Annotated in this window: 21 protein-coding genes and 1 riboswitch; of the genes, 12 read left to right on the forward strand and 9 right to left on the reverse strand. The window is 73.2% G+C overall.

Annotated features, from left to right (window positions below; genetic code table 11):
* Positions 1–149: 149 nt before the first annotated feature.
* Complete coding sequence (bcp, locus tag GR130_RS05015) at positions 150–617, reverse strand: thioredoxin-dependent thiol peroxidase (RefSeq protein ID WP_159503576.1); 468 nt, start codon at positions 615–617, stop codon at positions 150–152.
* A gap of 272 nt (positions 618–889) precedes the next feature.
* On the opposite strand from bcp, the gene GR130_RS05020 reads away from it, so the two are divergent.
* From GR130_RS05020 to GR130_RS05030, 3 genes are all read left to right on the forward strand, one after another.
* Positions 890–1,210: a DUF3618 domain-containing protein gene (locus GR130_RS05020; protein ID WP_159503577.1), complete on the forward strand. Its 321-nt coding sequence runs from the start codon at positions 890–892 to the stop codon at positions 1,208–1,210.
* 130 nt (positions 1,211–1,340) lie between these two features.
* A complete protein-coding gene (locus GR130_RS05025; protein ID WP_078894626.1) occupies positions 1,341–1,643 on the forward strand; it encodes a GroES family chaperonin in 303 nt (100 codons plus the stop codon).
* Positions 1,644–1,735: 92 nt separating this feature from the next.
* A riboswitch (guanidine-III (ykkC-III) riboswitch) is annotated at positions 1,736–1,795 on the forward strand.
* A gap of 32 nt (positions 1,796–1,827) precedes the next feature.
* Complete coding sequence (locus GR130_RS05030; RefSeq protein ID WP_043264497.1) at positions 1,828–2,148, forward strand: DMT family transporter; 321 nt, start codon at positions 1,828–1,830, stop codon at positions 2,146–2,148.
* A gap of 154 nt (positions 2,149–2,302) precedes the next feature.
* Here GR130_RS05030 and GR130_RS05035 read toward each other — a convergent pair whose 3' ends face one another.
* Positions 2,303–4,540 carry a transglycosylase domain-containing protein gene (locus GR130_RS05035; protein WP_159503578.1) on the reverse strand — a complete coding sequence of 746 codons (2,238 nt, stop codon included), beginning with the start codon at positions 4,538–4,540 and terminating at the stop codon, positions 2,303–2,305.
* A gap of 371 nt (positions 4,541–4,911) precedes the next feature.
* Between GR130_RS05035 and GR130_RS05040 the strand changes: the two genes are divergently transcribed.
* From GR130_RS05040 to GR130_RS05055, 4 genes are all read left to right on the forward strand, one after another.
* Positions 4,912–5,700: an ABC transporter permease gene (locus GR130_RS05040; protein ID WP_159503579.1), complete on the forward strand. Its 789-nt coding sequence runs from the start codon at positions 4,912–4,914 to the stop codon at positions 5,698–5,700.
* Positions 5,701–5,791: 91 nt separating this feature from the next.
* Positions 5,792–6,556, forward strand: a complete 765-nt coding sequence (locus tag GR130_RS05045) for an ABC transporter permease (RefSeq protein WP_159509760.1) — start codon at positions 5,792–5,794, stop codon at positions 6,554–6,556.
* A gap of 20 nt (positions 6,557–6,576) precedes the next feature.
* Positions 6,577–7,602, forward strand: coding sequence for an ABC transporter ATP-binding protein (locus GR130_RS05050; protein ID WP_159503580.1), 1,026 nt, complete (start codon positions 6,577–6,579; stop codon positions 7,600–7,602).
* Between the two features lie 9 nt (positions 7,603–7,611).
* A complete protein-coding gene (locus tag GR130_RS05055) occupies positions 7,612–8,367 on the forward strand; it encodes a DUF1707 SHOCT-like domain-containing protein (protein ID WP_159503581.1) in 756 nt (251 codons plus the stop codon).
* A gap of 15 nt (positions 8,368–8,382) precedes the next feature.
* Here GR130_RS05055 and GR130_RS05060 read toward each other — a convergent pair whose 3' ends face one another.
* Positions 8,383–9,693, reverse strand: a complete 1,311-nt coding sequence (locus GR130_RS05060) for an SGNH/GDSL hydrolase family protein (RefSeq protein WP_159503582.1) — start codon at positions 9,691–9,693, stop codon at positions 8,383–8,385.
* Between the two features lie 308 nt (positions 9,694–10,001).
* On the opposite strand from GR130_RS05060, the gene GR130_RS05065 reads away from it, so the two are divergent.
* The 3 genes from GR130_RS05065 (at position 10,002) to GR130_RS05075 (ending at position 13,727) form a co-directional block, all read left to right on the forward strand.
* Positions 10,002–11,351, forward strand: a complete 1,350-nt coding sequence (locus GR130_RS05065; protein WP_159503583.1) for a DUF445 domain-containing protein — start codon at positions 10,002–10,004, stop codon at positions 11,349–11,351.
* 550 nt (positions 11,352–11,901) lie between these two features.
* Positions 11,902–12,150 (forward strand): DUF3311 domain-containing protein, encoded by a 249-nt coding sequence (locus GR130_RS05070; RefSeq protein WP_159503584.1) that lies wholly within the window; start codon positions 11,902–11,904, stop codon positions 12,148–12,150.
* Positions 12,147–13,727 carry a sodium:solute symporter family protein gene (locus GR130_RS05075; RefSeq protein WP_159503585.1) on the forward strand — a complete coding sequence of 527 codons (1,581 nt, stop codon included), beginning with the start codon at positions 12,147–12,149 and terminating at the stop codon, positions 13,725–13,727. Before GR130_RS05070 ends, GR130_RS05075 begins: the two co-directional genes overlap by 4 nt.
* On the opposite strand, the gene GR130_RS05080 is transcribed toward GR130_RS05075, so the two are convergent.
* The 3 genes from GR130_RS05080 to GR130_RS05090 form a co-directional block, all read right to left on the reverse strand.
* A complete protein-coding gene (locus tag GR130_RS05080) occupies positions 13,705–14,769 on the reverse strand; it encodes an SCO0930 family lipoprotein (protein WP_159503586.1) in 1,065 nt (354 codons plus the stop codon). The genes GR130_RS05075 and GR130_RS05080 overlap by 23 nt on opposite strands.
* A gap of 100 nt (positions 14,770–14,869) precedes the next feature.
* Entirely contained in the window at positions 14,870–16,474 is a 1,605-nt protein-coding gene (locus GR130_RS05085) for an NADH-quinone oxidoreductase subunit NuoF family protein (RefSeq protein WP_159503587.1), read from the reverse strand.
* On the reverse strand, positions 16,471–17,121 hold the full coding sequence (locus tag GR130_RS05090; RefSeq protein WP_236572803.1) for a hypothetical protein: 651 nt from the start codon (positions 17,119–17,121) through the stop codon (positions 16,471–16,473). The genes GR130_RS05085 and GR130_RS05090 overlap by 4 nt, the downstream gene beginning before the upstream one ends.
* A gap of 471 nt (positions 17,122–17,592) precedes the next feature.
* Here GR130_RS05090 and GR130_RS05095 point away from each other — a divergent pair, with 471 nt between their 5' ends.
* Positions 17,593–18,525 carry a PucR family transcriptional regulator gene (locus tag GR130_RS05095; protein WP_328707544.1) on the forward strand — a complete coding sequence of 311 codons (933 nt, stop codon included), beginning with the start codon at positions 17,593–17,595 and terminating at the stop codon, positions 18,523–18,525.
* Between the two features lie 87 nt (positions 18,526–18,612).
* Here the strand turns inward: GR130_RS05095 and GR130_RS05100 are convergent, their stop codons facing one another.
* The 3 genes from GR130_RS05100 to GR130_RS05110 all read right to left on the reverse strand — a co-directional run bounded on the left by GR130_RS05100 (position 18,613) and on the right by GR130_RS05110 (position 22,942).
* Positions 18,613–20,016, reverse strand: coding sequence for a DUF1996 domain-containing protein (locus GR130_RS05100; protein ID WP_159503589.1), 1,404 nt, complete (start codon positions 20,014–20,016; stop codon positions 18,613–18,615).
* A gap of 255 nt (positions 20,017–20,271) precedes the next feature.
* Positions 20,272–20,928: a DUF4142 domain-containing protein gene (locus GR130_RS05105; RefSeq protein ID WP_159503590.1), complete on the reverse strand. Its 657-nt coding sequence runs from the start codon at positions 20,926–20,928 to the stop codon at positions 20,272–20,274.
* 124 nt (positions 20,929–21,052) lie between these two features.
* Entirely contained in the window at positions 21,053–22,942 is a 1,890-nt protein-coding gene (locus GR130_RS05110) for an AMP-dependent synthetase/ligase (RefSeq protein WP_159503591.1), read from the reverse strand.
* A 166-nt stretch (positions 22,943–23,108) separates the two neighbouring features.
* On the opposite strand from GR130_RS05110, the gene GR130_RS05115 reads away from it, so the two are divergent.
* The gene (locus GR130_RS05115) at positions 23,109–23,414 is read left to right on the forward strand and encodes a DUF6412 domain-containing protein (protein WP_159503592.1); all 306 of its coding nucleotides are present in this window, start codon (positions 23,109–23,111) and stop codon (positions 23,412–23,414) included.
* The last annotated feature ends 93 nt before the right edge of the window (positions 23,415–23,507 follow it).

Consider the following 23,507-nt stretch of genomic DNA (forward strand, 5'->3'; position numbering starts at 1 on the left):
CAGGGCCTGACCCACCGGACAGGCCAGGGGGCCGTCGCCGTGCGGCAGGGGCGCGACGGCCCCTGCCGCGGCGGGTGTTACGGCGTTACGGCGTGCCGGTGCTGCGGTGTGACGGCGTCACAGCGTGATGGCGGCACGGTGTGACGGCGTTACAGTCCCAGATCCTTGATGATCTTGGCGACGTGCCCGGTGGCCTTGACGTTGTACAGCGCGCGCTCGACCTTGCCGTCCTCGTCGAGGATGACGGTGGAGCGGATCACGCCGGTGACGGTCTTGCCGTAGAGCTTCTTCTCGCCGAAGGCGCCGTAGGCGGTCAGGACCTCCTTCTCGGGGTCGCCGAGCAGGGTGACCTTGAGGTCTTCCTTCTCGCGGAACGTGGCGAGCTTCTCCGGCTTGTCGGGCGAGATGCCGATGACGTCGTAGCCGTGGCCGGCGAGGAAGTCGAGGTTGTCGGTGAAGTCGCACGCCTGCTTGGTGCAGCCGGGGGTGAGCGCGGCCGGGTAGAAGTAGACGATGACCTTGCGGCCCTTGTGGTCGGCGAGCGAGACCTGCTTGCCGTCCGCGTCGGGCAGGGTGAAGGCGGGCGCGTTGTCGCCGGGCTGGAGCCGCTCGCTCATGCCGCGACCTCGCTCCGCGTGCTGTGCTCCCTCATGGTGGCCTCCGTCTCCTGGCGGGTGGTTCCGTACGCCCCGAACACTAGCCAGGCGGGCGGCGGGACGGGGCGAGGGGCGGTGCGGCTGCCCGAAACGGGGGTGCTGTGGGGCGCGCGGAGGTACGAGCTGACAGACTGTCCCTTAAGGATCGGTGCACGGAGCGTGGTGGCCGGTTCCCCACGGGGCTCGGTGGCCGGCCCTTGGACGCATCGGCACGAGATGACGGAGGCAGCGCGGTGTCGGAAGCCAGGACCCCTGCGCAGATCGAGGCGGACATCGTCCGCAGGCGGCAGGCTCTCGCCGTGACGCTCGACGAGATCGGTGTGCGGCTGCACCCGAAGACGATCGTGGGCGATGCGAAGGCGAAGGCGGCACAGGCCGTGGACCGTACGGCGGGGCGGGCCTATGTGGCCGCCCACCGCGCGCTGTCGGACATGCGGGGCCAGCTGGTGTCGGAGGACGGCGCACCGCGGCTGGAGCGGATCATTCCGGTGGCCGTGATCGGGGTGGCCGTGGTGGGTCTGCTGGCGCTGGGCTCCAGGAAGCGGCGCGACTAGGGCCGCTCGGAGCGGGCTGCCCGGGGCCGCCGAACCGGCCCGCGGTGCATGATCGCCGGCGCCGGGCAGGTACGGTCATGCCGTGAGCCCGAATAACACCCAGGACACCCACGACAAGCTGCCGATCCGGATGCTGCACGACCGCGTGCTGGTCCGGACGGACATCCCCGAGGGCGAGCGCCGCTCGACCGGGGGCATCGTCATTCCCGCGACCGCGGCGGTCGGCCGCCGCCTGGCCTGGGCCGAGGTGGTCGCGGTCGGGCAGAACGTACGGACCGTCGAGGTGGGCGACCGGGTGCTGTACGACCCGGAGGACCGGGCCGAGGTCGAGGTGCGCGGGGTGGCGTACGTGCTGATGCGCGAGCGCGACCTGCACGCGGTGGCCGCGGAGCGGCTGGAGGGCGCGGACGACGCGACCGGGCTGTACCTGTAGGGCTCCCGACTCGTAGGACTCCTGGCTCTCTCTAGGACTCCTGGCTCCCTCGGGGGTGGTGACCTGGTTCACCACCTCCGAGGGAGCCTTTTGCTAGCCTCGGGGGAACCCGACGAGACGCGCCGTACCGGGTCACGACAAGACGACGCACCCCTGTTGAAGCTCTGTTCACGGAGGTGCCGTCATGGCATGGATCCTGCTTGCCGTCGCCGGTCTGCTGGAGGTCGGCTGGTCGATCGGGATGAAGTTCACCGACGGTTTCACCCGGCTGTGGCCCAGTGTGTTCACCGGCGCGGGCATCGTCGCCAGCATGCTGCTGCTCTCCTACGCGGCCCGGACGCTGCCGATCGGCACGGCGTACGGCGTGTGGGTGGGCATCGGGGCGGCCGGCGCGGCGGTCGTCGGGATGCTGGTGCTCGGCGAGCCGGCGACCGCGGCGCGGATCTTCTTCATCTGCCTGCTGCTGGTGGCGGTGGTCGGGTTGAAGGCGACGTCGGGGCACTGATGCTGGCTGGGGGTCCGGGGGTTGTCCCCCGGGAGGTGCGGTATCTGCCTGCTGCTGGTGGCGGTGGTCGGGTTGAAGGCGACGTCGGGGCACTGATCCGGGCGTTGCGGCCTTCCGGGCCCGATCCGTCGGACGGGCCCGGGCACCGCCGGGTTCAGTCCCCGGGATACGCGGCCAGGTCGTCGGCGTTCGGAACGAAGGTCGGGAACGACTGGGTGGGCCCGGTGGGGGGTCCCGCGGTCGGGAACTGCGGTGGGGTCGGTACGCCGGTCGGTCCGGTGGGGGTGCCGGTCCCGGGCGGGGCGGTGGTGGCCGTGGGGTTGCCGGTGTCGGTCGGGCCGGTGGACGGCGAGGCCGATCCGCTCGGCGATTCCGGGGTGCTGCCGGACGGTTCGGGGGTCGCGCTCTGCTCGGCGCCTTCCTCCAGTTGCAGGTCGAAGTCCCGTACGGGGCGGCCGTTGAGGGCGGCGGCGGTGTAGTCGGCCCAGATCTGGGCGGGGAAGTCGCCGCCGTTGAGCCGGGGTTGGCCGGCCGCGCCGTACAGCGGCTCCTGGGCGGCGTTGTCCGGGTTCTGGCCCAGTACGGCGACGACGGTGGCGAGTTCGGGGGTGTAGCCGGCGAACCAGGCGGCCTTGTCGTCCTCCGCGGTGCCGGTCTTGCCGGCGGCCGGGCGCGCGGCGGCCTGGGCGGCCTGGGCGGTGCCGCCGTCGACGACGCTCTGGAGGATCTGGGTGGTGGTGTCGGCGGCGGCGCGGCTGACGGCGGTGGTCTGCTCGCGGTCCGGGAGTTCGACGTCCTCGCCGCTCTTGGTGACGGAGTCGACCAGGGTGTACGGGAGTTGGCTGCCGTGCCGGGCGAGGGTCGCGTAGACCTGGGTCATGTCGAGCACGCTGGGGGTGGCGGTGCCCAGGGAGACGGCGCCCCGGGAGGAGGCCAGGCTGGGCGTCTTGGCGGGGATGCCGAGGGCGATCGCGGTGTTCTTGACGGTGTCCGGGCCGACGTCGATGCCCATCTGGGCGTAGACGGAGTTGACGGACTTGTCGGTGGCCTCGGTGACGGTGATCGGCCCGTAGGAGCGGTCGTCCTCGTTGGCGGGCGCGAAGCCGGTGGGGCGGCCGCGGCTGACGGTCATGCGCTTGTCGGTGCCGTCGTACACGGTGTTGGGGGTGATCCGGGTGCCGTCCTGGGTGGTGGAGTTGTTCTGCACGGCGGCGGCGAAGACCAGCGGCTTGAAGGTGGAGCCGACCTGGTAGTCGTGGCGGGTGGCGCCGTTGACGTACTGCTTGGCGTAGTCGATGCCGCCGTAGAGGGCGACGACCCGGCCGGTTGCGGGGTCGATGGAGGCGCCGCCGGCGCGCACGTACCCGTCGACCTTGCGGGTGTCGCTGAGCTTGTCCATGAGCTGGGTGTCGACGGCCTTGACGAAGGCGTTCTGGCGTTTGCGGTCGATGGTGGTGGTGATGCGGTAGCCGCCGGCCCGCAGGGTGCTCTCGTCGAGGATGCCGTGGTCGGTCAGATAGTCCTTGGCGGCTTCGACGAGGTAGCCGCGCTGCCCGGAGAGGCCGTGGGACGCCTTGGCCTTGCCGAGCGGGGGGAAGGTCATCGCGGCCCGCTCGGTGCGGCTGAGCCACTTCTTCTTGACCATGCCGTCCAGGACGTAGTTCCAGCGGGCCACCGCGCGCGGCTTGTTCTCCGGGTGGGCGGTGATGTCGTACGCGCTGGGGGCGTTGAGGAGGGCGGCGAGGTAGGCGCCCTCGGCGGTGGTGAGCTTGTCGGAGGTCTTGGAGTAGTACGCCTGGGCGGCGGCCTGGATGCCGTAGGCGTTGCGGCCGTAGTAGCTGGTGTTGAGGTAGCCCTCCAGGATCTTGTCCTTGCTGACCTCGCGGTCCAGCTTGATCGCGATGAAGAACTCCTTGGCCTTGCGGGTGAGGGTCTGCTCCTGGCCGAGGTAGTAGTTCTTCACGTACTGCTGGGTGATGGTGGAGCCGGACTGCTTGCCCTTGCCGGTCACGGTGTTCCAGGCGGCCCGGACCATCGCGGCGGGGTCGACGGCGGACTCGGAGTGGAAGTCCCGGTCCTCGGCGGCGAGTACGGCCCGCTGGACGGTTCTGGGGACGTGGCTGAGCGGGACGTTCTCGCGGTTGACGTCGCCGTCGCGGGCGAGTTCGGAGCCGTCGGAGTAGAGGTAGACGTTGCTCTGCGCCTTGGCGGCGCTGTTGGCGGGCGGGATGCCGACGAGCAGGTACCCGGCGACCAGCCCGCCCACGATCAGCAGGAGGAAGAGCAGGACGCTGCCCGCCACCATGCGCCAGGTGGGGACGGCCCGGCGCCAGCCGGTGCGCCGGGGGCGGGGCTCGGGGCCCGCGCCGTCGCCTTGCGGATCGTCGCTCATGACTGTGTGACTCCTAGGCCGCCGCCGATGGTTGTGCCGCGGCGGATCGGTGTCGTATCAGGACGGTGTCGTACGGGACGGTGCCGTACGGGTGGTGTGCGGTGGTACCTGCGCGGTGCCGGGGGCGGCGGCGGACACCCGAGAGGAACTGTCGCATCCTGCGTCCCCGCCCCCGGGGGTGGCGCACACCCGCGTCCGCCCCCGGACCGGCTGAATGGCGCCCCTGACTCACCCGCAAGGGTGATAAATCGATGGTGCCCATCGCGGGCGGACCTTAGGCTCCGGTGTTTTGCCGTCCGGCCCTTCCGGGGTCGACCGGGGACGGTGCACGACGACCACGGCCGAGCGGCCAAGAACTGGGGGAGCGGGGCGTGTTGTACGGGGCCGTGGTGGCCGGCAGCTTCCGGCGGTACGCCACCTATCGCGTCGCCACCGCGGCGGGGGTGGTCACCAACACCGCCTTCGGGTTCATCATCGCCTACACCTATCTCGCCCTGTGGAGCCAGCGCCCGCATCTCGGCGGCTACGACCGGGCGCAGGCGCTGACCTTCGTCTGGGCCGGGCAGGCGCTGTTCGCGCTGATCGCGTACGGCGGCCTGGACGAGCTGCAGGACCGGATCCGCAACGGCGACGTCGCGGTGGACCTCTACCGCCCGGCCGACCTCCAACTGTGGTGGCTGGCCACCGAGCTGGGGCGGGCCGGGCTCCAGCTGATCGGCCGCGGGGTGGTGCCGATGGCGGTGGGCGCGCTGGCGTTCCCGCTGGCGCTGCCGGGCAGCGCGCTGACCTGGGGCTGGTTCCTGCTGTCGGTGGCGCTGGGGGTGGTGGTCAGCTTCGCGCTGCGGTATCTCGTCGCGCTGGCGTCGTTCTGGCTGCTGGACAGCTCGGGGCTGGCCATGGTCAGCATGCTGTCGTGCATGTTCTTCTCGGGGCTGGTGCTGCCGCTGCGGGTCTTCCCGGGCGCGCTGGCCGACCTCGCGCAGCTGCTGCCGTGGGCGGCGCTGCTCCAGGTGCCGGCCGATGTGCTGATGGAGGCCCGGACGGGCGGTGCGCTGCTGCGCGGGCTGGCGTTCCAGGCGGCCTGGGCGGTGGTGCTGCTGGCGCTGGGGCGGCTGGTGCAGTCGGCGGCCACCCGCAAGGTGGTGGTGCAGGGTGGTTAGGGCCCGTCCGACGCTGTCCCGCCGCACCGGCCCGGGCGACCGCGCGGCCGCCGTGCGGGACGGGCTGTGCGCGTACGGGCTGCTGGTGTGGATGTGGGTGCGGGCGACGCTCGCCTACCGGACGTCGTTCCTGCTGACGGCGTTCGGGAACTTCGCGGCCAGCGGGCTGGACTTCGTGGCGATCCTGCTGATGTTCTCCCGGATCCGCGCGCTCGGCGGCTTCTCGCTGCCCGAGGTCGCCTTCCTCTACGGCACGTGCAGCCTGGCGCTGGGCCTGTCGGATCTGCTGCTCGGCAATCTGAGCCGGCTCGGCGCGCGGATCCGCGACGGCACCCTGGACACCCTGCTGGTGCGGCCCGCGCCGGTCTTCGTCCAGATCGCCGCCGACCGGTTCGCGCTGCGCCGCCTGGGCCGCACCTTCCAGGCGCTGCTGGTGCTGGGCTGGGCGCTGGGGCGGATCGACGTGGACTGGACGGTGGGCCGGGTCCTGATGGTGCCGCTGATGGCGGTGTGCGGTACGGCGATCTTCGGGGCGGTGTACACGGCCGGGGCGGCCTTCCAGTTCTGGGCGCAGGACGCCGCCGAGCTCCAGAACTCGCTGACCTACGGCGGCAATGCGCTGCTCCAGTACCCGCCGACGGTGTTCGCCCGGGACCTGGTGCGCGGGGTCACCTTCATCGTCCCGCTGGCCTTCGTGAACTGGCTGCCCGCGCTGTGGCTGCTGGACCGCCCCGACCCGCTGGGGCTGCCGCGCTGGGTGGCTTTCCTGGGGCCGGCGGTGGCGGCGCTGATGTGCGCGGGCGCCGGGCTGGCCTGGCGGCGCGGGGTCCGGTCGTACCGCAGCACCGGCAGCTGAGAGAGCATCAAGTAGGAGCAATGGAGGGGAAGTTACCGGTGTCAGGGGATCCGCTGATCGAGCTGGACGGGGTCGAGAAGGTCTTCACCGTGCGGCGCCGGGCGGGCCGGCTGCGGCGCACCAAGCACGAGGTGCGGGCCGTGGACGGCATCACCTTCCGGGTGCCGCGCGGCGAGATGGTCGGCTACATCGGGCCCAACGGCGCCGGGAAGTCCACCACCATCAAGATGCTGACGGGCATTCTGGTGCCCAGCGGCGGGCGGCTGCGGGTCGCCGGCGTCGACCCGGCGCGGGAGCGGACCCGGCTCACCCGCCGGATCGGGGTGGTCTTCGGGCAGCGCACCACCCTGTGGTGGGACCTGCCGCTGAAGGACTCCTACGACCTGGTGCGCCGGATGTACCGGGTTCCGGACGCCGTCTACCGCGCCAACCTGGCGCGCTGCGTCGAACTCCTGGACCTGGCCCCGCTGCTGGACGTCCCGGTCCGGCAGCTGTCGCTGGGCCAGCGGATGCGCGGCGACATCGCGGCGGCGCTGCTGCACGACCCTGAGGTGCTCTACCTGGACGAGCCGACGATCGGCCTGGACGTCGTCAGCAAGGCGAAGGTCCGCTCCTTCCTGCGCGAGGTGAACGCCGAACGCGGCACCACGGTCCTGCTGACCACCCACGACCTGACCGACATCGAGCAGCTGTGCCGCCGGGTGATGGTCATCGACCACGGCCGGCTGGTCCACGACGGGGATCTGGCGGGGCTGCGGGCGGCGGCGGACGGCGAGCGGATGCTGGTGGTGGACCTGGCGCGGGAGCTGCCGCCCATCGAGGGCGTCCCGGGCGCCCGTACGGTCAAGGTGGAGGGCCCGCGGCAGTGGCTTGCCTTCCCGGCGACCGGGAGCGCGGCACCGCTGGTCGCGGCGGTCGCCGACCGCTTTCCGCTGGTCGACCTGTCCGTGCGGGAGCCGGACATCGAGGCGCTGATCGCCGAGCTGTACGCGGGCGGTGGCGCGGCCCGGCGCGAGGCGGGCGACGCGCATCCGGGCGCGCTCTAGTCTGTCCGTATGACTGACGAACGGCTCCCCCAGCTGCGCGCCTCCGACGCCGACCGCGAGCGGGTCGCCGAGATCCTGCGGGACGCCCTCGCCGAGGGCCGGCTGGACATGGCGGAGTTCGACGAGCGGTTCGACGCCACGTACCAGGCCCGTACGTACGGGGAGTTGGAGCGGATCACCGCCGACCTGCCGGCCGGGGCACCGGCGCCGCCCTCGCTCCGCAAGGAGCCCGCGGCCGGCGGCGCGGTCGACGCGGTCGGCCCGGTCACCGCATGGCCCGAGCGCATCCGCCCGGACGTCCAGGGCTCCACCTCCGGCGTCGGGATCATGGGTGGGTTCGAGCGCAAGGGCCGGTGGACGATCGGGCGCCGGTTCACCGCGATCTGCTGTATGGGCGGCGGTGAACTCGACCTGCGCGAGGCCAACTTCGCGGCGCCGGAGGTCGAGATCAGCGTCTTCGCGCTGATGGGCGGCGTCAATGTCATCGTGCCGCCGGGCGTCGAGGTGGAGACGCGCGGGCTGGGCATCATGGGCGGTTTCGACTCCCGGGAGGACGGCACTCCGGGGGAGCCCGGCGCGCCCCGGGTGATCGTCACCGGCGTGGCCCTGATGGGCGGCGTCGGCGTGGAGCGCAAGCTGCCCAAGGAGGAGCGGCTCCGCCTCAAGGCCGAGCGCCGGGAGGAGCAGCTCCGGCTGCGGTCCGGGCGCCGGGAGGAGCGGCGGCGGCTGCGGGACGAGCGCCGCGGGCGCCGCGAGCTGGAGTGACCGCGCCGGCTCCCGTCAGAGCGCCTCCGGCGCGCGCCGCCGGAGGCGGTCCAGGTCGACGGCGTCGGCCATCGCACGGTAGCCCCGGTCGCTGGGGTGCAGATGGTCGCCGGAGTCGTACGAGGCGCGCAGCTGCTCCGGCTCGTCGGGGTCGCGGAGCGCCTTGTCGAAGTCGATGACGTCGTCGTAGACGCTGCCGGAGCGGATGACCCGGTTGACCCGTTCGCGTACCGCGTTCAGCCGGTGGGAGTAGCCGCGGTGCGCGCCGAAGGGGGTCAGGGTGCTGCCGATGACCCGCACCCCGCGGGCGTGCGCCTCGCGGACCAGCCGCCGCATCCCCGCCAGCACCTTGTCCGGGTCGAGCTGGCGCGGGGACTTGAACAGGTCGTTCAGGCCGATCTCGACGACCACCGCCTTCACGCCCGCGCGGGAGAGCGCGTCGCGGTCCAGGCGGGCCAGGGCGCTGGGCCCGTTGGTGGGCGAGTAGCGGCTGCCGTTGATCAGCAGGCGGTTGCCGCTGATGCCCTCGTTGAGGACGCCGTAGCGGGGCACGTCGGGCTCGTCGCGCAGCCGGGCGGCGAGGAAGTCGGTCCAGCGGTGGTTGGCGCCCGGGGTGGAGGTGATGCCGTCGGTGATCGAGTCGCCGAGGGCGACGACCGTGCCCTGCGCCCGGGTGCTCCACACGTCCACCCCGGTCAGATAGCGCCAGTACGGGCTCTGCTCGGTGTAGGCGGTGCCGGTGGCGTCCTCGGTGCGGTCGCCGCGCGCCAGGTAGGACGTCTGGCGGGCGTACGGGTGGTAGGTGGCGGGGCCGGAGGGGGCGGGGGAGTAGGTGGTGACCAGCAGGTCGGCGTCGCCGGGGACGGCCAGCCGGACCGGGTCGCTGGTGATCTGGCCGCCGATCGGGATGGTCACCGAGTGTTCGCCGCCGAACGACAGCCGGCGCATGGTGCCGGCCGCGGCGGTCGGGTCGCCGGTGCCCGCGGCCAGCGCCAGCGAGGCGTGGCTGAAGGTCAGCGGGCGGGTGCCGAACAGGTTGGACAGCTGGATGCGGGCGTCGGTGCCGCCGACGCTGGTGTGCACGACGTTCCGTATCGACATCTGCGCGTAGCCGTCCTGGGTGCCGGGCTCGGCGGACGCGGCGGCCGCCGACCAGGTGCCGACCCACCGCCCGGAGGCCGCCGGGGCGGCCGGGGGGTGCGGGGCGTGCGGGGCGCTGCCCGGAGTGCCGCGCTCGCCGTCGAAACCGGCGAATATCGCGGCCGAGATCAGCACCACCACTGCCGCCATACCGGCGAGCAGGGTGTAACCCACACGTCTGTTCATGCGGGAGTGGTCTCCTGGGGCTGGCGGAGCTGCGTGCTCCGGGCGGGCAGGGACAGCTGGACGCGTACGGCACGGCACGACCCGCGCCCGTGGCCGGCGGCACCGTCACGGTGCGGCGGGCGTCCATGATCCCACGGACCCCGGGGGGCCGCCCGGGGAACTCGTGCGGGGTTCCGGGAGTAGGGCACTGTGGGACATACGGGCGTGCGGACGGTATGCGCGGGACGGACGGAACAGGTGGTACGGCGCCGCGCACGGTGCGGGCGTACGGACGGCGGGCGGGGACGACGGTGGGAACGGTGGAGCGGATGGACGACACGAAGGCTCAGGTGTCACGGATGGCGCCGCCCGCGGCGCCGGTGGCCGGCGGCGCGCCGGCCGGGCGGCCGGCAGGCCCCGGCGGCTTCCGGTACAGCGCCGCCGACGAGGAGAAGCGGCAGGCCGTGCGCCGGATGAAGACCCTGGCGACCTGCCTGCTGCTGGCCGTCGCGCTGGTCTACGTCCTGGCGAAGTGGGCCGGGGCGGCCGGGGCGGGCGGCTGGACGGGGTTCGTCGCGGCGGCGGCGGAAGCCGGGATGGTCGGCGCGCTGGCCGACTGGTTCGCGGTCACCGCGCTCTTCAAGCGGCCCCTGGGACTGCCGATCCCGCACACCGCCATCATCCCCACCAAGAAGGACCAACTCGGCCGGAGCCTGGGCGACTTCGTCGGGGAGAACTTCCTCTCCGGCGAGGTGGTCCGCCGCCGCCTGCGCTCCGTCGGCATCGGCGCCCGGCTGGGCGGCTGGCTCGCCGAGCCGCACAACGCCGACCGGGTCACCGCCGAGCTGTCCGCCGCGCTGCGCGGGGCGCTGACCGTGCTGCGCGACTCCGACGTCCAGGCGGTGGTCGGCGAGGCCATCACCCGGCGCGCCGACGCCCAGGAGATCGCGCCCGGCCTCGGCACCCTGCTGGAGAAGGTCGTCTCCGAGGGCGGCCACACCCGGGTCGTCGACCTGGTCTGCGCCCGCGCCCACGACTGGCTGGTGGAGCACGGCGACTCGGTCATGGCGGCGGTCTCCGGCGGCGCCCCCGGGTGGACGCCCCGCTTCGTCGACCGCAAGGTGGGCGACCGGGTCTACAAGGAGCTGCTCCGCTTCGTCACCGAGATGCGGGACATGCCCGAGCACCCGGCGCGCGGTGCGGTGGACCGCTTCCTCAAGGACTTCGCGGGCGACCTGCAGACCGATCCGGGCACCCGCGAGAAGGTCGAACGGCTCAAGTCGCAGGTGCTGGGCCGCGGCGAGGTACAGGACCTGATCGCCTCCGCCTGGGGCTCGGTCCGCGCCATGATCGTGGCCGCCGCCGAGGACGAGCGCAGCGAACTGCGGCTGCGCACCCGCGCCGCGCTGCTGTCCCTGGGGCAGCGGCTGGCCGCCGACGGCCGGCTCCAGGGCAAGGTCGACGGCTGGCTGGAAGGCGCCGCGGTCTACGTGGTGACGACGTATCAGGGCGAGATCACCTCCCTGATCACGGACACCGTCGCGGGCTGGGACGCCGAGCACACCTCGAAGAAGATCGAGGCACACATCGGCCGCGACCTCCAGTTCATCCGCATCAACGGCACGGTCGTGGGCGCGCTGGCGGGCCTGTGCATCTACGCGGTGTCCCAGGCGTTCTGAGGGCCGGTTGGCCCCCTCCCACGTTGTCGGCTGTCCCGCCGTGGGGGTTCTGTTTTTGCGCCTTCGGCGCGGGGTGTTGTCCGCTGCGCGGGGCTTTCGGGGTGCGGTGACGGTCCTCCGGGGCCGGTGTGCAGGACTGCTTCGCTTTACGTCCTGCACACCGGCCCCTCCGGCCCGTCCCCTCCCGTGGGTGGTGGGGAGAAACGGTGGATGGGGGCCGGGCCGAGTGGTCCACTGACGCTTTCCATGCACCCACGAACCGGCACGGTCCCACTCACGCGCACCCCACCCGCCTTTTCCCACCCACCCACGGGAGGGGGCGGGCCGGAGGGGCTGGGTGTCCGGACGTAAAGCGAAGCAGTCCGGACACCCAGCCCCGGAGGACCGTCACCGCACCCGACAGCCCCGCGCAGCGGCCCCGCCCGCCGCAGGCGCCACGGCGGCAAACCCCCACGGCGGGTAAGCCGAAAACGTGGGAAGTCAGCCCAGCGCGCAGCGACTAGGCTCGGGCGACGTGCGAAAACGGACCTACGGCGGGAAAGCCGAAAACGTGGGGCGCGGCAAAGCGCAGCGGAACGGCGCAGCGGCCTGGCTACTGCTGCCCTACGTGCTGTTCCTGGCGGTGCTGCCGCTCGTGAACCGGGTGACGCCGACCGTCGCCGGGCTGCCGTTCCTCTTCTTCTGGATGCTGCTGGCGACGTTGCTGACGCCGCTCGCGGTATGGCTGGCGTGGCGCGGTGACCTCCGGCGTGCCCGGTCGCAGGCCCCCGGTCCGGCGGACGAGCGGGGGCGGGGATGAACGCCACCGTCGCCACCACCATCTTCGCCGCCTTCATGGTGCTGACCGTGGCCCTGGGCCTGCTGGCGGTCCGCGGCCGGGGGGCCGCAACAGAGGGGCAGCCCGAAGGGCTTCCAGGGAAGGGCGGTGGTGGGCGACGGGCGGGCCTTACGGAGTGGTCGGTGGGCGGGCGCAGTCTGGGCACCGTCTTCATCTGGGTGCTGATGGCAGGGGAGAGCTACACCAGCTTCAGCTACCTGGGCGCGGCGGGCTGGGGCTACAACTTCGGCGCGCCGGTGCTCTACGTCCTGGCCTACATGTCGTGCGGCTACGCGATCGGCTATGTCGTCGGGCCGATGCTGTGGGCGTACGCCCGCCGGCACGGTCTGGTCGGCATCACCGACATCGTCGCGCACCGCTACCGGCGGCCCTGGCTCGGCGCCGCCGTCGCGGTGCTCGCCACCGTGTGCCTGCTGCCGTACATCCAGCTGCAGATCACCGGCATGGGCGTGGTGGTCTCCACCATCTCCTACGGCGCGATCAGCCTCAACTGGGCCTATTTCATCGGCTTCGCGGTCACCACCGGCTTCGTCGTCGTCAGCGGGCTGCGCGGCAGCGCCTGGGTGTCGGTGCTCAAGGACCTCCTCGTCATCGTGACGCTGGGCTTCCTGGCGGTCTACGTGCCGCTGCACTACTTCGGCGGCTACGGCCCGCTCCTGCACCGCATCGTCGCCGAGAAGCCGGGGTGGCTGACCTTTCCGGGCCACCGGTCGGGCGGGCTGGGCCAGGTCTGGTTCATCACCACCACGCTCGTCAACTCCCTGACGGTGGTGGTCTTCCCGACGACCGTGGCGGGCTATCTCGGCGCCCGCAACGCCGATGCGCTGCGCCGCAACGCGATCTACCTCCCCTTCTACAACGTCCTGTTGTTCGTGCCGATGCTGTTGGGGCTGGCGGCGCTGTTCGTGGTGCCGGGGCTGGCCGGTGCCGACTCCAACCTGGCGCTGTTCAAGCTGGTGGTGGACTCGCTTCCGGCCTGGGCGGTGGGCGTCGTCGGGGTGGCCGCGGCGCTCTCCTCCATCGTGCCGATGGCCGTGTTCATGCTGGTCATCGGCACGATGTGGGGGAGGAGCGTGCTGGGTGCGATCCCCCGGCTGGCGACCCGTCAGAAGCTGTGGTCGCAACTCGTCGTGGTCGCCGCCGGGGGGCTCGCGCTGGTCCTCACCTACACCGCTCCCACCACCCTCGTACGGCTGTCCCTGATCTCCTACGAGGGGATGGCGCAGCTGGTGCCGATGCTGCTGCTGGGGCTGGTGTGGCGCCGGTTGACGGTGTACGCGGCGGTGAGCGGCCTGACGGCGGGCTTCGCGCTGGTGTGTGTGCTGGTCTTCGGGGGACACGATCCGGTGTGGGGGATGAACGCGGGCATCGTCGGCCTCGCGCTGAACGCGGCGGTGGCGCTGACGGTGACTTGGCTGGGTCCGCGGGAGGCGGGCGACGACCGCCCGGACGGCGAGGTCCTGGCGCTGGACGACGGGTTCCCGCGGGGCGGGGTGCCGGCACCGGGCGGCCCGGTCAGTACGCCGGTGTCGCGGTGACGTCCGAACTCGGCGTGTCACTCGGGGTGTTGCCGCTCGCCGCGCCACTGCTCGACGTGCCGGACGGGGTCTTGGTGTTCTTCTTGCCGTTGTCGGAGACCGCGAACCACAGGCCCATCTTGCCCTGGCCGTTGATGTCGCCGGGCTGCTTGTCGCCGGTGAACCAGTAGACCGGCCAGCAGTCGATGGCGAGCTGGCGGGTGCCGTCGGGGCGGGTGACGGTGGAGACGAGGTGCGGGGAGATGCCGTTGAGCTTGGAGCGGTCGGCGGGCTTGGCGGGCTTCCAGGTGTCCAGGCAGGTGTCGTTGCAGCCGAACTTCATCGGCCAGGCGCTGTCCTTGTTGAAGCGGTAGAGGGTGCGGCCCATGCCGTCGACGAGGATCTTGCCGAGCTGCGGCTGGGCGAACACCCCTACGTCGCCGGGCTGCTGGGTGCCCGCCTTGGTGCCGTCGGAGGCCAGCGCGTGCCAGGTGCCGCCCACGCCGTGGCCCTTGGTGTCGCCGGGCTTGGTGTCCTTGGCGAAGCGGTAGGCGGGCCAGCCGCCGATGGTCAGCTGCTTGGTGCCGTCGGCGCGGGTGACCGAGCCGAGGGCGTCGGGGGCGATCCCGGCGGGGGCGGTGGCGCCGTCGGCGGGGACCGGCGGCCAGGTGGTCGCGCAGTCGCCGGAGCAGTTGGAGGTGGGGGGTTTCGCGGTGTCCTTGTCGAAGCGGTAGAGGGTCATGCCCTGGGCGTCGGTGACGACCGGGCCGAGGGTGTCGGACTGGTGCAGGGCGAGGGCGCCGGCGGGCTTGCCGGCCGCGGCGGGCTTGCCGCTGTCGCCGCCGGCCTGGCCGCCGTAGCCGCTGGTGGTGCTGCCGTAGCCGGTGCCGTAGTCGCTGCTGCCCTGGCCGGCGGGCTGGACGTTGTCGGTGCCGCTCCCGGTGCCGGCGGCGTGTCCGCTGCCGTTGCTGCCGCAGGCGGTGGTGAGGGTGAGGGCGGCGGCGAGGGCGGTGACGGCCAGGACGGCGTGCCGCCGGGCCGAGGGGGGTGTGGTGACGGGCATGGCGAATCTCCTTGGGTGAGGGTGAGGGTGGGGGTGAGGGGATGTGGGGGCGGGAGCGTGGGGGATGGGGGAGTGGGGGGCAACGGGTGGTCGGGGTGGGTCAGTTGCCGCTCTGGATGCGGAGGGCGAGGGCCGGGCAGCGGCGTACCGCGAGCTGGGCGCGGCGCCGCATACGGGCCGGCAGCGGCATACCGGCCGTCTCGGGGTAGCCGTCCGGGCCGAGCCGGATCATCGCCGGTACCACCTCCGCGCACAGGCCGTGGCCGCGGCACAGCGTCCAGTCGACCAGCAGCCGTTCGGGCGGCGGGGGCGGTGGCGGGGGTGCCGAGGGCGGCGGCGGGTAGCGGGGCGGGGCGGGGGGTTGCGGCCGGTGTCCGGTGACCGGGAGCGCTCCGGTCACCGGACGGCCGCACCCGAACCCGTGCGCGTGGCGGTCGAACTCCTCGGGGAAGGCGGCGAGGGCCGATGCCACGAAGCGCGCGGTACCGTCCGGGTGGCTGCAGGCGCCGCGGCCGCGCACCGCCCGCAGGCGGGCGTGCACGGCCTCCAGGGCGGCGTCCCCGCCACCCCGTACGGCGCGGTCGAGCTGGTCGGCGAGGGCGGGAAGACCCAGCACGCAGGGCCCGCACTGCCCGGCGGACTCGGCGGCCATCCAGCGCGCGACCCGTACGGTCTCGCCCGCCGGGCAGGTGTCGTGGGGCAGCGGCAGGACCGCCCCGGCGCCCAGCACCGCGTCGTGGGCGGCCAGCGCGTCGCGGGAGAGGGTCGCGGTCCGTGCGGCGTCGGGGGAGAGCCAGGTGCCGTGGTAGCCGCCGAGGAGGACGCCCTGCCCGGCGTCCAGGCCGCAGTGCGTGAGGACCTGGAGCAGCGGCGTCCCGTAGGCGGCCTCCACGACCTGGCGGCCGGCGACGGTCAGCAGCAGGGTGCCGGGCTCGGTGGGCAGGCCCGCGGTGCGGTAGCCGAGGGCGCCGAGCCGTGCGGCCAGGGCGAGTTGGGCGTAGGTCTCGGCGTTGGAGAGCAGGGTGGGCAGGCCGTCCAGGCCGCGTTCGCTGGAGCGGACCTTGCGGCCGGAGGGCAGTGCGGGGCCGCCGGACAGGCCGCCGGTGAGCGCGGTGCCCTCGCCGGTGACGAACCGCTCGGGCAGCCGGGTGACCCGTAACGGCGGCCGGACCGGGCCGCGTTCGGCGATGGCGCGGCGCACCGAGTCCGCCACGTCCGGGCGGGTCACCCCGATCGCGATCTGCCGGGCGCCGATCGCGCCGGCGGCCAGCAGCGCGCCGTCCAGTACCAGATGCGGTACGTGCAGCAGCAGCGCGGTGTCCTTGAGGCAACTGGGCTCGCCCTCGCTGCCGTTGACGACCACCGCCGACCTGCCGTCGGCGCGGCGGATGCCGTCCAGGACGGCGGCCACCTTGCGGGCGAACGGGAAGCCGGCGCCGCCCCGGCCGCGCAGATCGGTGTCCTCGGCCAGCGCCACCAGCTCCTGCGCGCTCAGCCGGGGCGGCTGGCCGTGCAGCGTCAGATGGGCGACCCGGTCGAGGCGGGGCAGTTCGTCGAGCCCGGCCAGCAGCCGGGGCGGACCCACGGACGTCAGGCCGGGGAGCGGGGCGGCAACAACGGGGAAGCCAGGGGCGCTTGCGAGGACGGGCAGCCGTGCGGTGTCCGCGGTGGCGGACAGCGGGTGGGCGGGGGCGGGGGCGGTCATCGGGGCTCGCTTCCTGTGGTGCGGCGCGGGCCGCGCAGCCGCAGGGCGAGCCGTACGGCCACCCCGGCGAGCGCGATCCCGTATCCCGCCACCGCCCAACCCGCGGCGGCCCGGCCGGACTTGAGGCCGTGCAGCAGGGCCAGCGCCCAGGCGGGGTAGGCGACCGTGTGCAGCGCCCGCCACCAGCGCGCGGAGCTGCGGCCGGTGAACGCGCCGCGCACCGCCCCGCTCACCGCGACCGCCACGAACCCGTACGCGGCGAGCGTGCCGAAGCCGATGAGCATCGGTCGCACGCCGTCGGTGAACGGCACCGCGGCGGCCGCCGCCCCGGTCTGCCCCTGGGCGACCTTCACCCAGATGTGCAGGCCCAGGAAGCCCAGGCCCGCGATGCCGGTGCCGCGGTGCACGGCCTGCGCGAGCAGCCGGTGCGGGGTGTGCAGCACCATCCGGTCCGTGGCGGCCAGCCCCCACAGGACCGTGGCGGAGAGCGAGACCAGGGCCAGCACCCCGGCGCCGTAGTCCAGGAAGTGCACCGTGCTGTCCATCGCGCCGGAGTGCAGGGTGACGGCGAGGAAGAGCAGCAGTGCGGCCGGAAGTGCCGGGCGCAGCAGGGTGGTTGGGGCGGAGCGTGGGGGCGGGGCGGGCATCAGACCTCCCGAGGGCGGGACGTAGCAGGTTGCCGTACGCAAATTCCGGCGATATATCCCGGCAGTGGTATTTATTCCGAGGGGCTCCGGGGCATTTGTCCGGACCACTATTCGTGTGACCCCCGGTAACACTCAACATTCCGTAACCGGCCGGATACTCGCGGCCGTAATCCGGATGACCAAAAGCATCACCGAACCTCCCCTGGATTTCCTGATGTTTAGCGCGCTGTGACAAATTCCTGCACGTGCGTCGCGGACGTCGGGGAGGACTCCGGATGATGCCGACTCAGGCGCACGCAGGGCGTCAACTCCCTGTCCAGCCGCATCCCCGCCAGGATCGAGGTAGCGATGTGTGATCTCCTGAACCGCCTTTGGGCGCAGCCCCGCGGCGAGTGGACCCGGGTCGTGAGAAATGAACTTCCGGACCTTGTGGAGGAGGTGGTCGCGGAGTTGCAGCGTGGATTTCCGGCAATGGCCGCACTTCTCGGTGACACGCCTGTGGAAGATGCCCAATGGGCGCTGGAACAGGCACTGCTGACCTGTCTCGGGTACCAGAAATCATCGCAAAGCAAGCCCCCGGCGGTGCCGTCCGTCGTGACCCCGATGCCGGTGGCTCGGGCCCGTCAGGACCTCTTCGACGTCCTCGCCGGACAGCGCGAGACCCCGGAGGGCGGCCTCGGTGAACTGGCCCGGGCGGCCGGCTGGCCGGTCCCCGACACCGTCCAGGCCGTGGTCCTCGCCACCCCCGCCGAGGCGCCCCAACTGGCCGCCGCCCTGGGGCACGCGCTCATCGGCAGCGTCGACGGCTACGCCGCCCTCTTCGTGCCCGACCCGGCGACCCAGACCAGGGCCCGCCTGGAAGCCGCCCTCAAGGGCCGCGCCGCCGCCGTCGGCCATGCCGTCCCCGCCGCGGACGCCGCCTCCTCGCTGCGCTGGGCGCGCTATCTGCTGTCCCTGGCGCCCGGCCGGGGCGGCCCGGAGACGCGCCCCACGTTCGTCGACGACCACCTCTCGGCGCTGCTGCTCCTCCAGGACGAGTCGCTGGCCGACGCCCTGACGTCCCGTTGGCTGGGCCCGCTCGCCGAGTTGACGCCGCGTCAGAACGAGCGGCTGGAGGTCACCCTGCTGGCCTGGCTGGAGGGCGGCGGCGCCCCCGAGGCCGCCAAGCTGCTGCACGTCCATCCGCAGACCGTCCGCTACCGATTGCGTCAGATCGAGAAGCTCTTCGGCCCGGCGCTGCGTGATCCGCGGACCCGCTTCGAGCTGGAGATGGCCCTCCGCAGCCGCCGTCTGATGGCCCATGTCCGCAGCCGGCGGGCCCGCGCCGGCCGCCGGGCGCGCGCGGTGGCGTCCAGTATCCGGCCCCTCGGCATGGCCAGGGAGGCCCGGGTCAACGGCCTGTGACGCGCCGGCCGTACCCACCGAACACACCGTCGGCCGCCGTCCCCGCTCCTTCCCGGAGCGGGGACGGCGGCCGACTGCCGTGCGGGATCAGGAGCAGGTCTGCCCGCCGTTGATGCACCCGACCGCCCGGTTCATCAGCCCGTCCGGCATCACGTCGATGAAGTCCCCGTGGTCCGTCACCGGTTTGCGCAGCTGCTCGGGGAAGCTGTCCACCGCGAAGCTGTCGCCCGGCGGGACGTCGTACGTCAGCCGCTCGACGAGCTGCGGCACCGCCGTGAAGCCCTGCGGGCAGGCGCCGTTCCGGCCGGCGAAGGCCATGTGGTCGCGGTGGTTGCCGCTGTCCGTGGTGCGGCCGTTCCAGCAGCCGGGGAAGGCCAGCGTGCGGACCACCTGCGAACCCCTGGGGCACAGCGGGTACTTGTCCGTCAGCTGCCGGTTCTCGAAACCGGTGCAGCTCCAGGAGGCGTGCGCGTTCTTCGGCCCGTTGGTGAACGCCTTGGCGTCGCCGGTGATCACCCGCAGGAAGCGCGGCATCGCCCGTACGGCGCCCGTCTGGCTGCCGCGGTAGGTCAGCGTCACCGAGGCCGGGGTCAGCACCGAGCCGGAGTTGCCGTCGCCCCCGGCGCCCGGCTTCGGCGAGGTGGTGCCGTCCAGCTTGCGCAGCACCGGCCAGTAGTACGTGGACAGATCGCCGTTGGAGCAGGTGGTGCCGGACGCGGCCAGCGACTGCTCGGTGGAGAAGGCGTCGGTGGTCTTGTTGCCGACGTAGTCGTGGGTGTGGTGGGCGCCGTTGGACACGCCCGGGGTCACGATGACGTTGTCGGAGTTGAAGTGGCCGTTCTCGTTGCGTCCGCACGCGCTGGTGAAGGTACCGGTGGACGCGCCCCGGCCCCTGGGCGTGAGGAACGGCGGGCCGCCGGTGCCCGGCGCGACGGTGGTGATGTCCGTGAAGTCGTCCTGCGAGGGCCCGGTCTGCTGGTGGTGCCCGCTCTGCCCCTGGCCCGGCTGCTGCCCCTGCCGCTGGTTTCTGCCCCGGCCCTGGCTCTGACTTTGGCCCTGACGCCAACTCAGGTCCCGGTCGGGGGACGTTCCGGTGGGCTTGGTGGTGCAGGCGCTCATCCGCATCAGGTCGTCCGGGCGTTGGGCGCCGCCGTGGGCGATCGCGTCCGCCATCGCCCCGATGGTCTGCCGGCGCTGCCGCTCCAGCGTGCCGAGCGTCGCGCTGCTGCCGCCGCCCGACGTCATCGTCCGGTACGCGTCCGACACCTGGCGGTCGAGGGAGGCCAGCCCCTGGGAGACCTGGAGGCGGGCGCCGCTCGGTACCGTCCGCAGGTTCTCGCCGACATCGGGGCAGGAGATGGTGGCGGCGGTCGCGGTGAGGTGCTGATGGCCCGGTACGGGGTCCGGGCCGGAGTTGTGGGCCAGTGCGGTACTGGCGATGGCCGTGAGCGCGCCGCCGCCCAGCAGGAGGGCCATCGCGGCGACCGTCATGCGGGTACTCAACCGCGAGCGTTTGTGGGCCTGTTGGCGTTGCTGGTGGCGCTGTGGGTGGGTCCGTCGGCTCATGTGGGGATCACTTCGCTTCGTCCGTTGGGGGAAGGGGAGGCGCTGGGACTGGGGAGGGACGGGAAGGGCAGGGGAGGGGAGGGGAGGGTGCGGGGAAGGGACAGGAAGGAGGTGGGGAAGGGGGCAGGGGAAGGGGAAGGGGGGACTGGGGGAGGGTGGGTACCGGGGCCTGCGGCTCCGTCAGGTGCTGTGCAGGGTGCCGAAGTCGACCTGGCCGGTGTGCTCCAGGACCGTGATGTGGTCCAGGACGACGGCGTTGGCCCGGTCGGCCAGTGCGCGGACGACGGAGTTGCGGGTCTGGTCGCGGACGAGCGCGACCAGACCGAAGACCTTGCCGTGGGAGCGGCGCAGCAGCTCCGCGAAGAGCGGGCCGAAGTTCTCGTCCGAGGCGGCGCCGAGCTGGTCGAGCCAGCCCTGCTGCTCGGCGGTGGGCTGGTTGGGCAGTGCGATGCCGAGTTGCTGTGCGGCCTCCCGCGACCGGCGGTCCAACTCGGTGTGGCCGGCGACGAGATGGTCGCCCGCGGTGCGGACGGCGGCGGTCCGGCCGCGCGCCTGCGCCTGCCGGCCGGCGGGCATCTCCCACAGGCCGGCCAGCCGGACCTTTTTGACGAAGTCCCGGTCCATCGCGGTCAGCGGGCCGTAGCGGGTGTTCACGGTGCCCCCGCCGTCGTCGTCGTAGCCCACCGTGTTGGTGGCCGCGGACGCGCTCTCGCCGAAGAGCTGCACGGGCAGCAGTAGCGCCGTGAGCGTGGCCAGCAGCGCGCAGACCACCAGGCCGGTGGCGATGGCCCGCCCGGAGGCGGGGGATTTCTTCCTGGTGCGGGGGATCGAGCGCATGACCGGGACGCTAGGCGCGGCCGGGGCCGTTCGGCCCCGGATCCTCACCCCTGGACAAATACCGGCCCGCGCCGCCGCGGCCCTGCTAACGTCCCGGTGTGCGCCGCGGGCGGATACGCGCTGGTCAGCCCGCGTACAGCGCGTCGATCTCGGACGCGTACGCCTTGACGATCGCCGCCCGGCGCAGCTTCAGCGACGGCGTCAGCAGCCCCGCCTCCTGGCTGAACTCGCCCGGCAGCACCCGGAACGCGCGGATCGACTCGGCGCGCGACACCGCGGCGTTCGCACGGGCCACCGCCCGCCGCACCTCGGCCTGCAACTCCTCCTCCGGCGACGGCACCCGCGGCGCCGCCCCGGAGCCGTCCGGGTCGCCGTCGCCGGCCGCCGCCTCGATGCGCAGCCGCCGCCAGTGCGCGAGCGCTTCCGGGTCCAGGGTGATCAGCGCGGCCACGTACGGGCGGTCGTCGCCCACCACCACGCACTGGGAGACCAGCGGATGGGCGCACAGCCGCTGCTCCAGTGCCTGCGGGGCGACGCTGGAGCCGCTGCTGGTGATGATGACGTCCTTCTTGCGGCCGGTGATGACCAGATAGCCGTCCTCGTCCAGCCGGCCGAGGTCGCCGGTCGGCAGCCAGCCGCCGTACAGGCCGGGGGAGTTGCCGCGGTAGCCGCCGCCGGTCAGTCCCGTGTCGTCGAGGTATCCGGCGAAGACCACCGCCCCGCGCACCCACACCTCCCCGTCCAGCGCCAGGTGCACCGCGCTGCCGGGCAGCGGGCGGCCCACCGTCCCGAACCGCACCCGGCCCGGGGGCTGGACGGTGATCGCCCCGCTGGTCTCGGTCAGGCCGTAGCCGTCGTAGACGGTGATGCCGGCGCCGGCGTACTGCAGCCCCAGCTCCCGGCGCAGCGGTGAGCCGCCGGAGACCGCGGTCCGCACCCGGCCGCCCAGCAGCGCGCGGAGGCGGGAGTACACCAGCCGGTCGTAGAGCGCGTGCCGGGCCCGCAGCCACGGGCCGGGGCCGCGCCCGGTGCCCCGTGCCCGCGCCGCCTGCGCCTCCGCGTGGCGCACCGCCACCGCCATCGCCGCGTCGAACATCCGCCCCCGGCCGGCCTGTTCGGCGGCCAGCCGGGCGCGGGTGGTGAGCTTCTCGAAGACGTACGGCACCGCGAAGAGGAACGTCGGCCGGAACGACGCCAGCGCCGGCAGCAGTTCCTCCGACGCCCATTCCGGCTGGTGGCCGAGCAGCACCCCGCCGCGCAGGCACGCCACCTGCACCATCAGCCCGTAGATGTGCGCGAACGGCAGGAACGCCAGCAGCGAGGGGCGTTCGCCGGGCGCGGCCAGCAGGCCGCCCCAGCCGGCGAGGAGGGTGTCGCACTCGGCGGCCAGGTTGGCGTGGGTGATCACGCAGCCGCGCGGCCGGCCGGTGGTCCCCGAGGTGTGCACGATCGCGGCGGTGCTGTGCGGGGCGACCGCATGGCGCAGCCGGTGCACCTCCGCCCGGGGCAGCCGGGTGCCCTCCTCCGTCAGCCGCCGTACGCAGTCCCGGTCCAGCTGCCAGATGCGCCGCAGCGCCGGGTCCCGGTCGGTCGCGTCGCACGCCTCGGCCACCGTCATCGCCTGCGCCTCGTTCTCGACGACGATCGCCGCCACCCGCGCCCCGGTCAGGATGCACCGCAGCTGCTCGGCCGACGCGGTCGGGTACACCGGCACCACATGCCCGCCGATCGCCCACAGCGCATAGCTGAACAGCGTCCACTCGTACCGCGTGCGGGACATCACCGCGACCCTGGTGCCCGGCCGGATGCCGTCCGCCAGCAGCCCTCTGGCCAGCCCGGTCACCTCGTCGCGGAACGTCGCCGCGGACACCTCGCGCCAGCCACCGGGGGCATCGGCGTCGCGGCGGGCGAGCTGGGCGAAGTCCGGGCGGTGCGCGGCCGTGTCGAAGACGGAGTCGGCGAGGCCGCCGGTCCGCAGTGGAGCCGCCAGGGCCGGGACGCTGATGTCGCGCATGGGACCTCCCTCGGGGGGAGGGAAGTTACCGGCAGGTTTCCCGGCTGCCCAGGAGTACGGCTACTCTTGAGCGGAAGTCGACAAGTCTTTGTCGCGGAACGAGCCCTGTGCCACCACGCGCCGGGCGCGAACGGCCCACCGGGCCACGGGAAGAGGGGGACGCCGGATGTATCGCATCGTCGACGCCTGGCGCCTCTACACCTCCGCGCTGTTCTTCCTCCTCGCCGGACTCCTGCTCGCCCAGAGCGGTCTGACGACCGCGCTGACCGCCGCAGCGACCGCCGCCGCGATCCTGCTGCTGTGCAGCGCCCTGGCCCTGGCGGCCACCGCCCGCCCGGTTCCCCCTGGCCGCATCCGCACGGCCATCCGCGACCGCGAGCGCCGTACGGCGTTCCTGCCGCAGCGCGACCCCGACGCCGCCGGCCGGCCGCGCCCGCGAGCACCGGGCCGCGCCCTCCCGACGGCCGCGTAGACGCCCCGGCACCTCGGCGCAACTCCCGGGCAGCCCCCGGGATTCACGGGCATTCAGGACTCTTCGCGGGTGTTCGCGGGCACTCACGGCACT

This window comes from Streptomyces sp. GS7, from assembly GCF_009834125.1.
GTDB lineage: Bacteria > Actinomycetota > Actinomycetes > Streptomycetales > Streptomycetaceae > Streptomyces.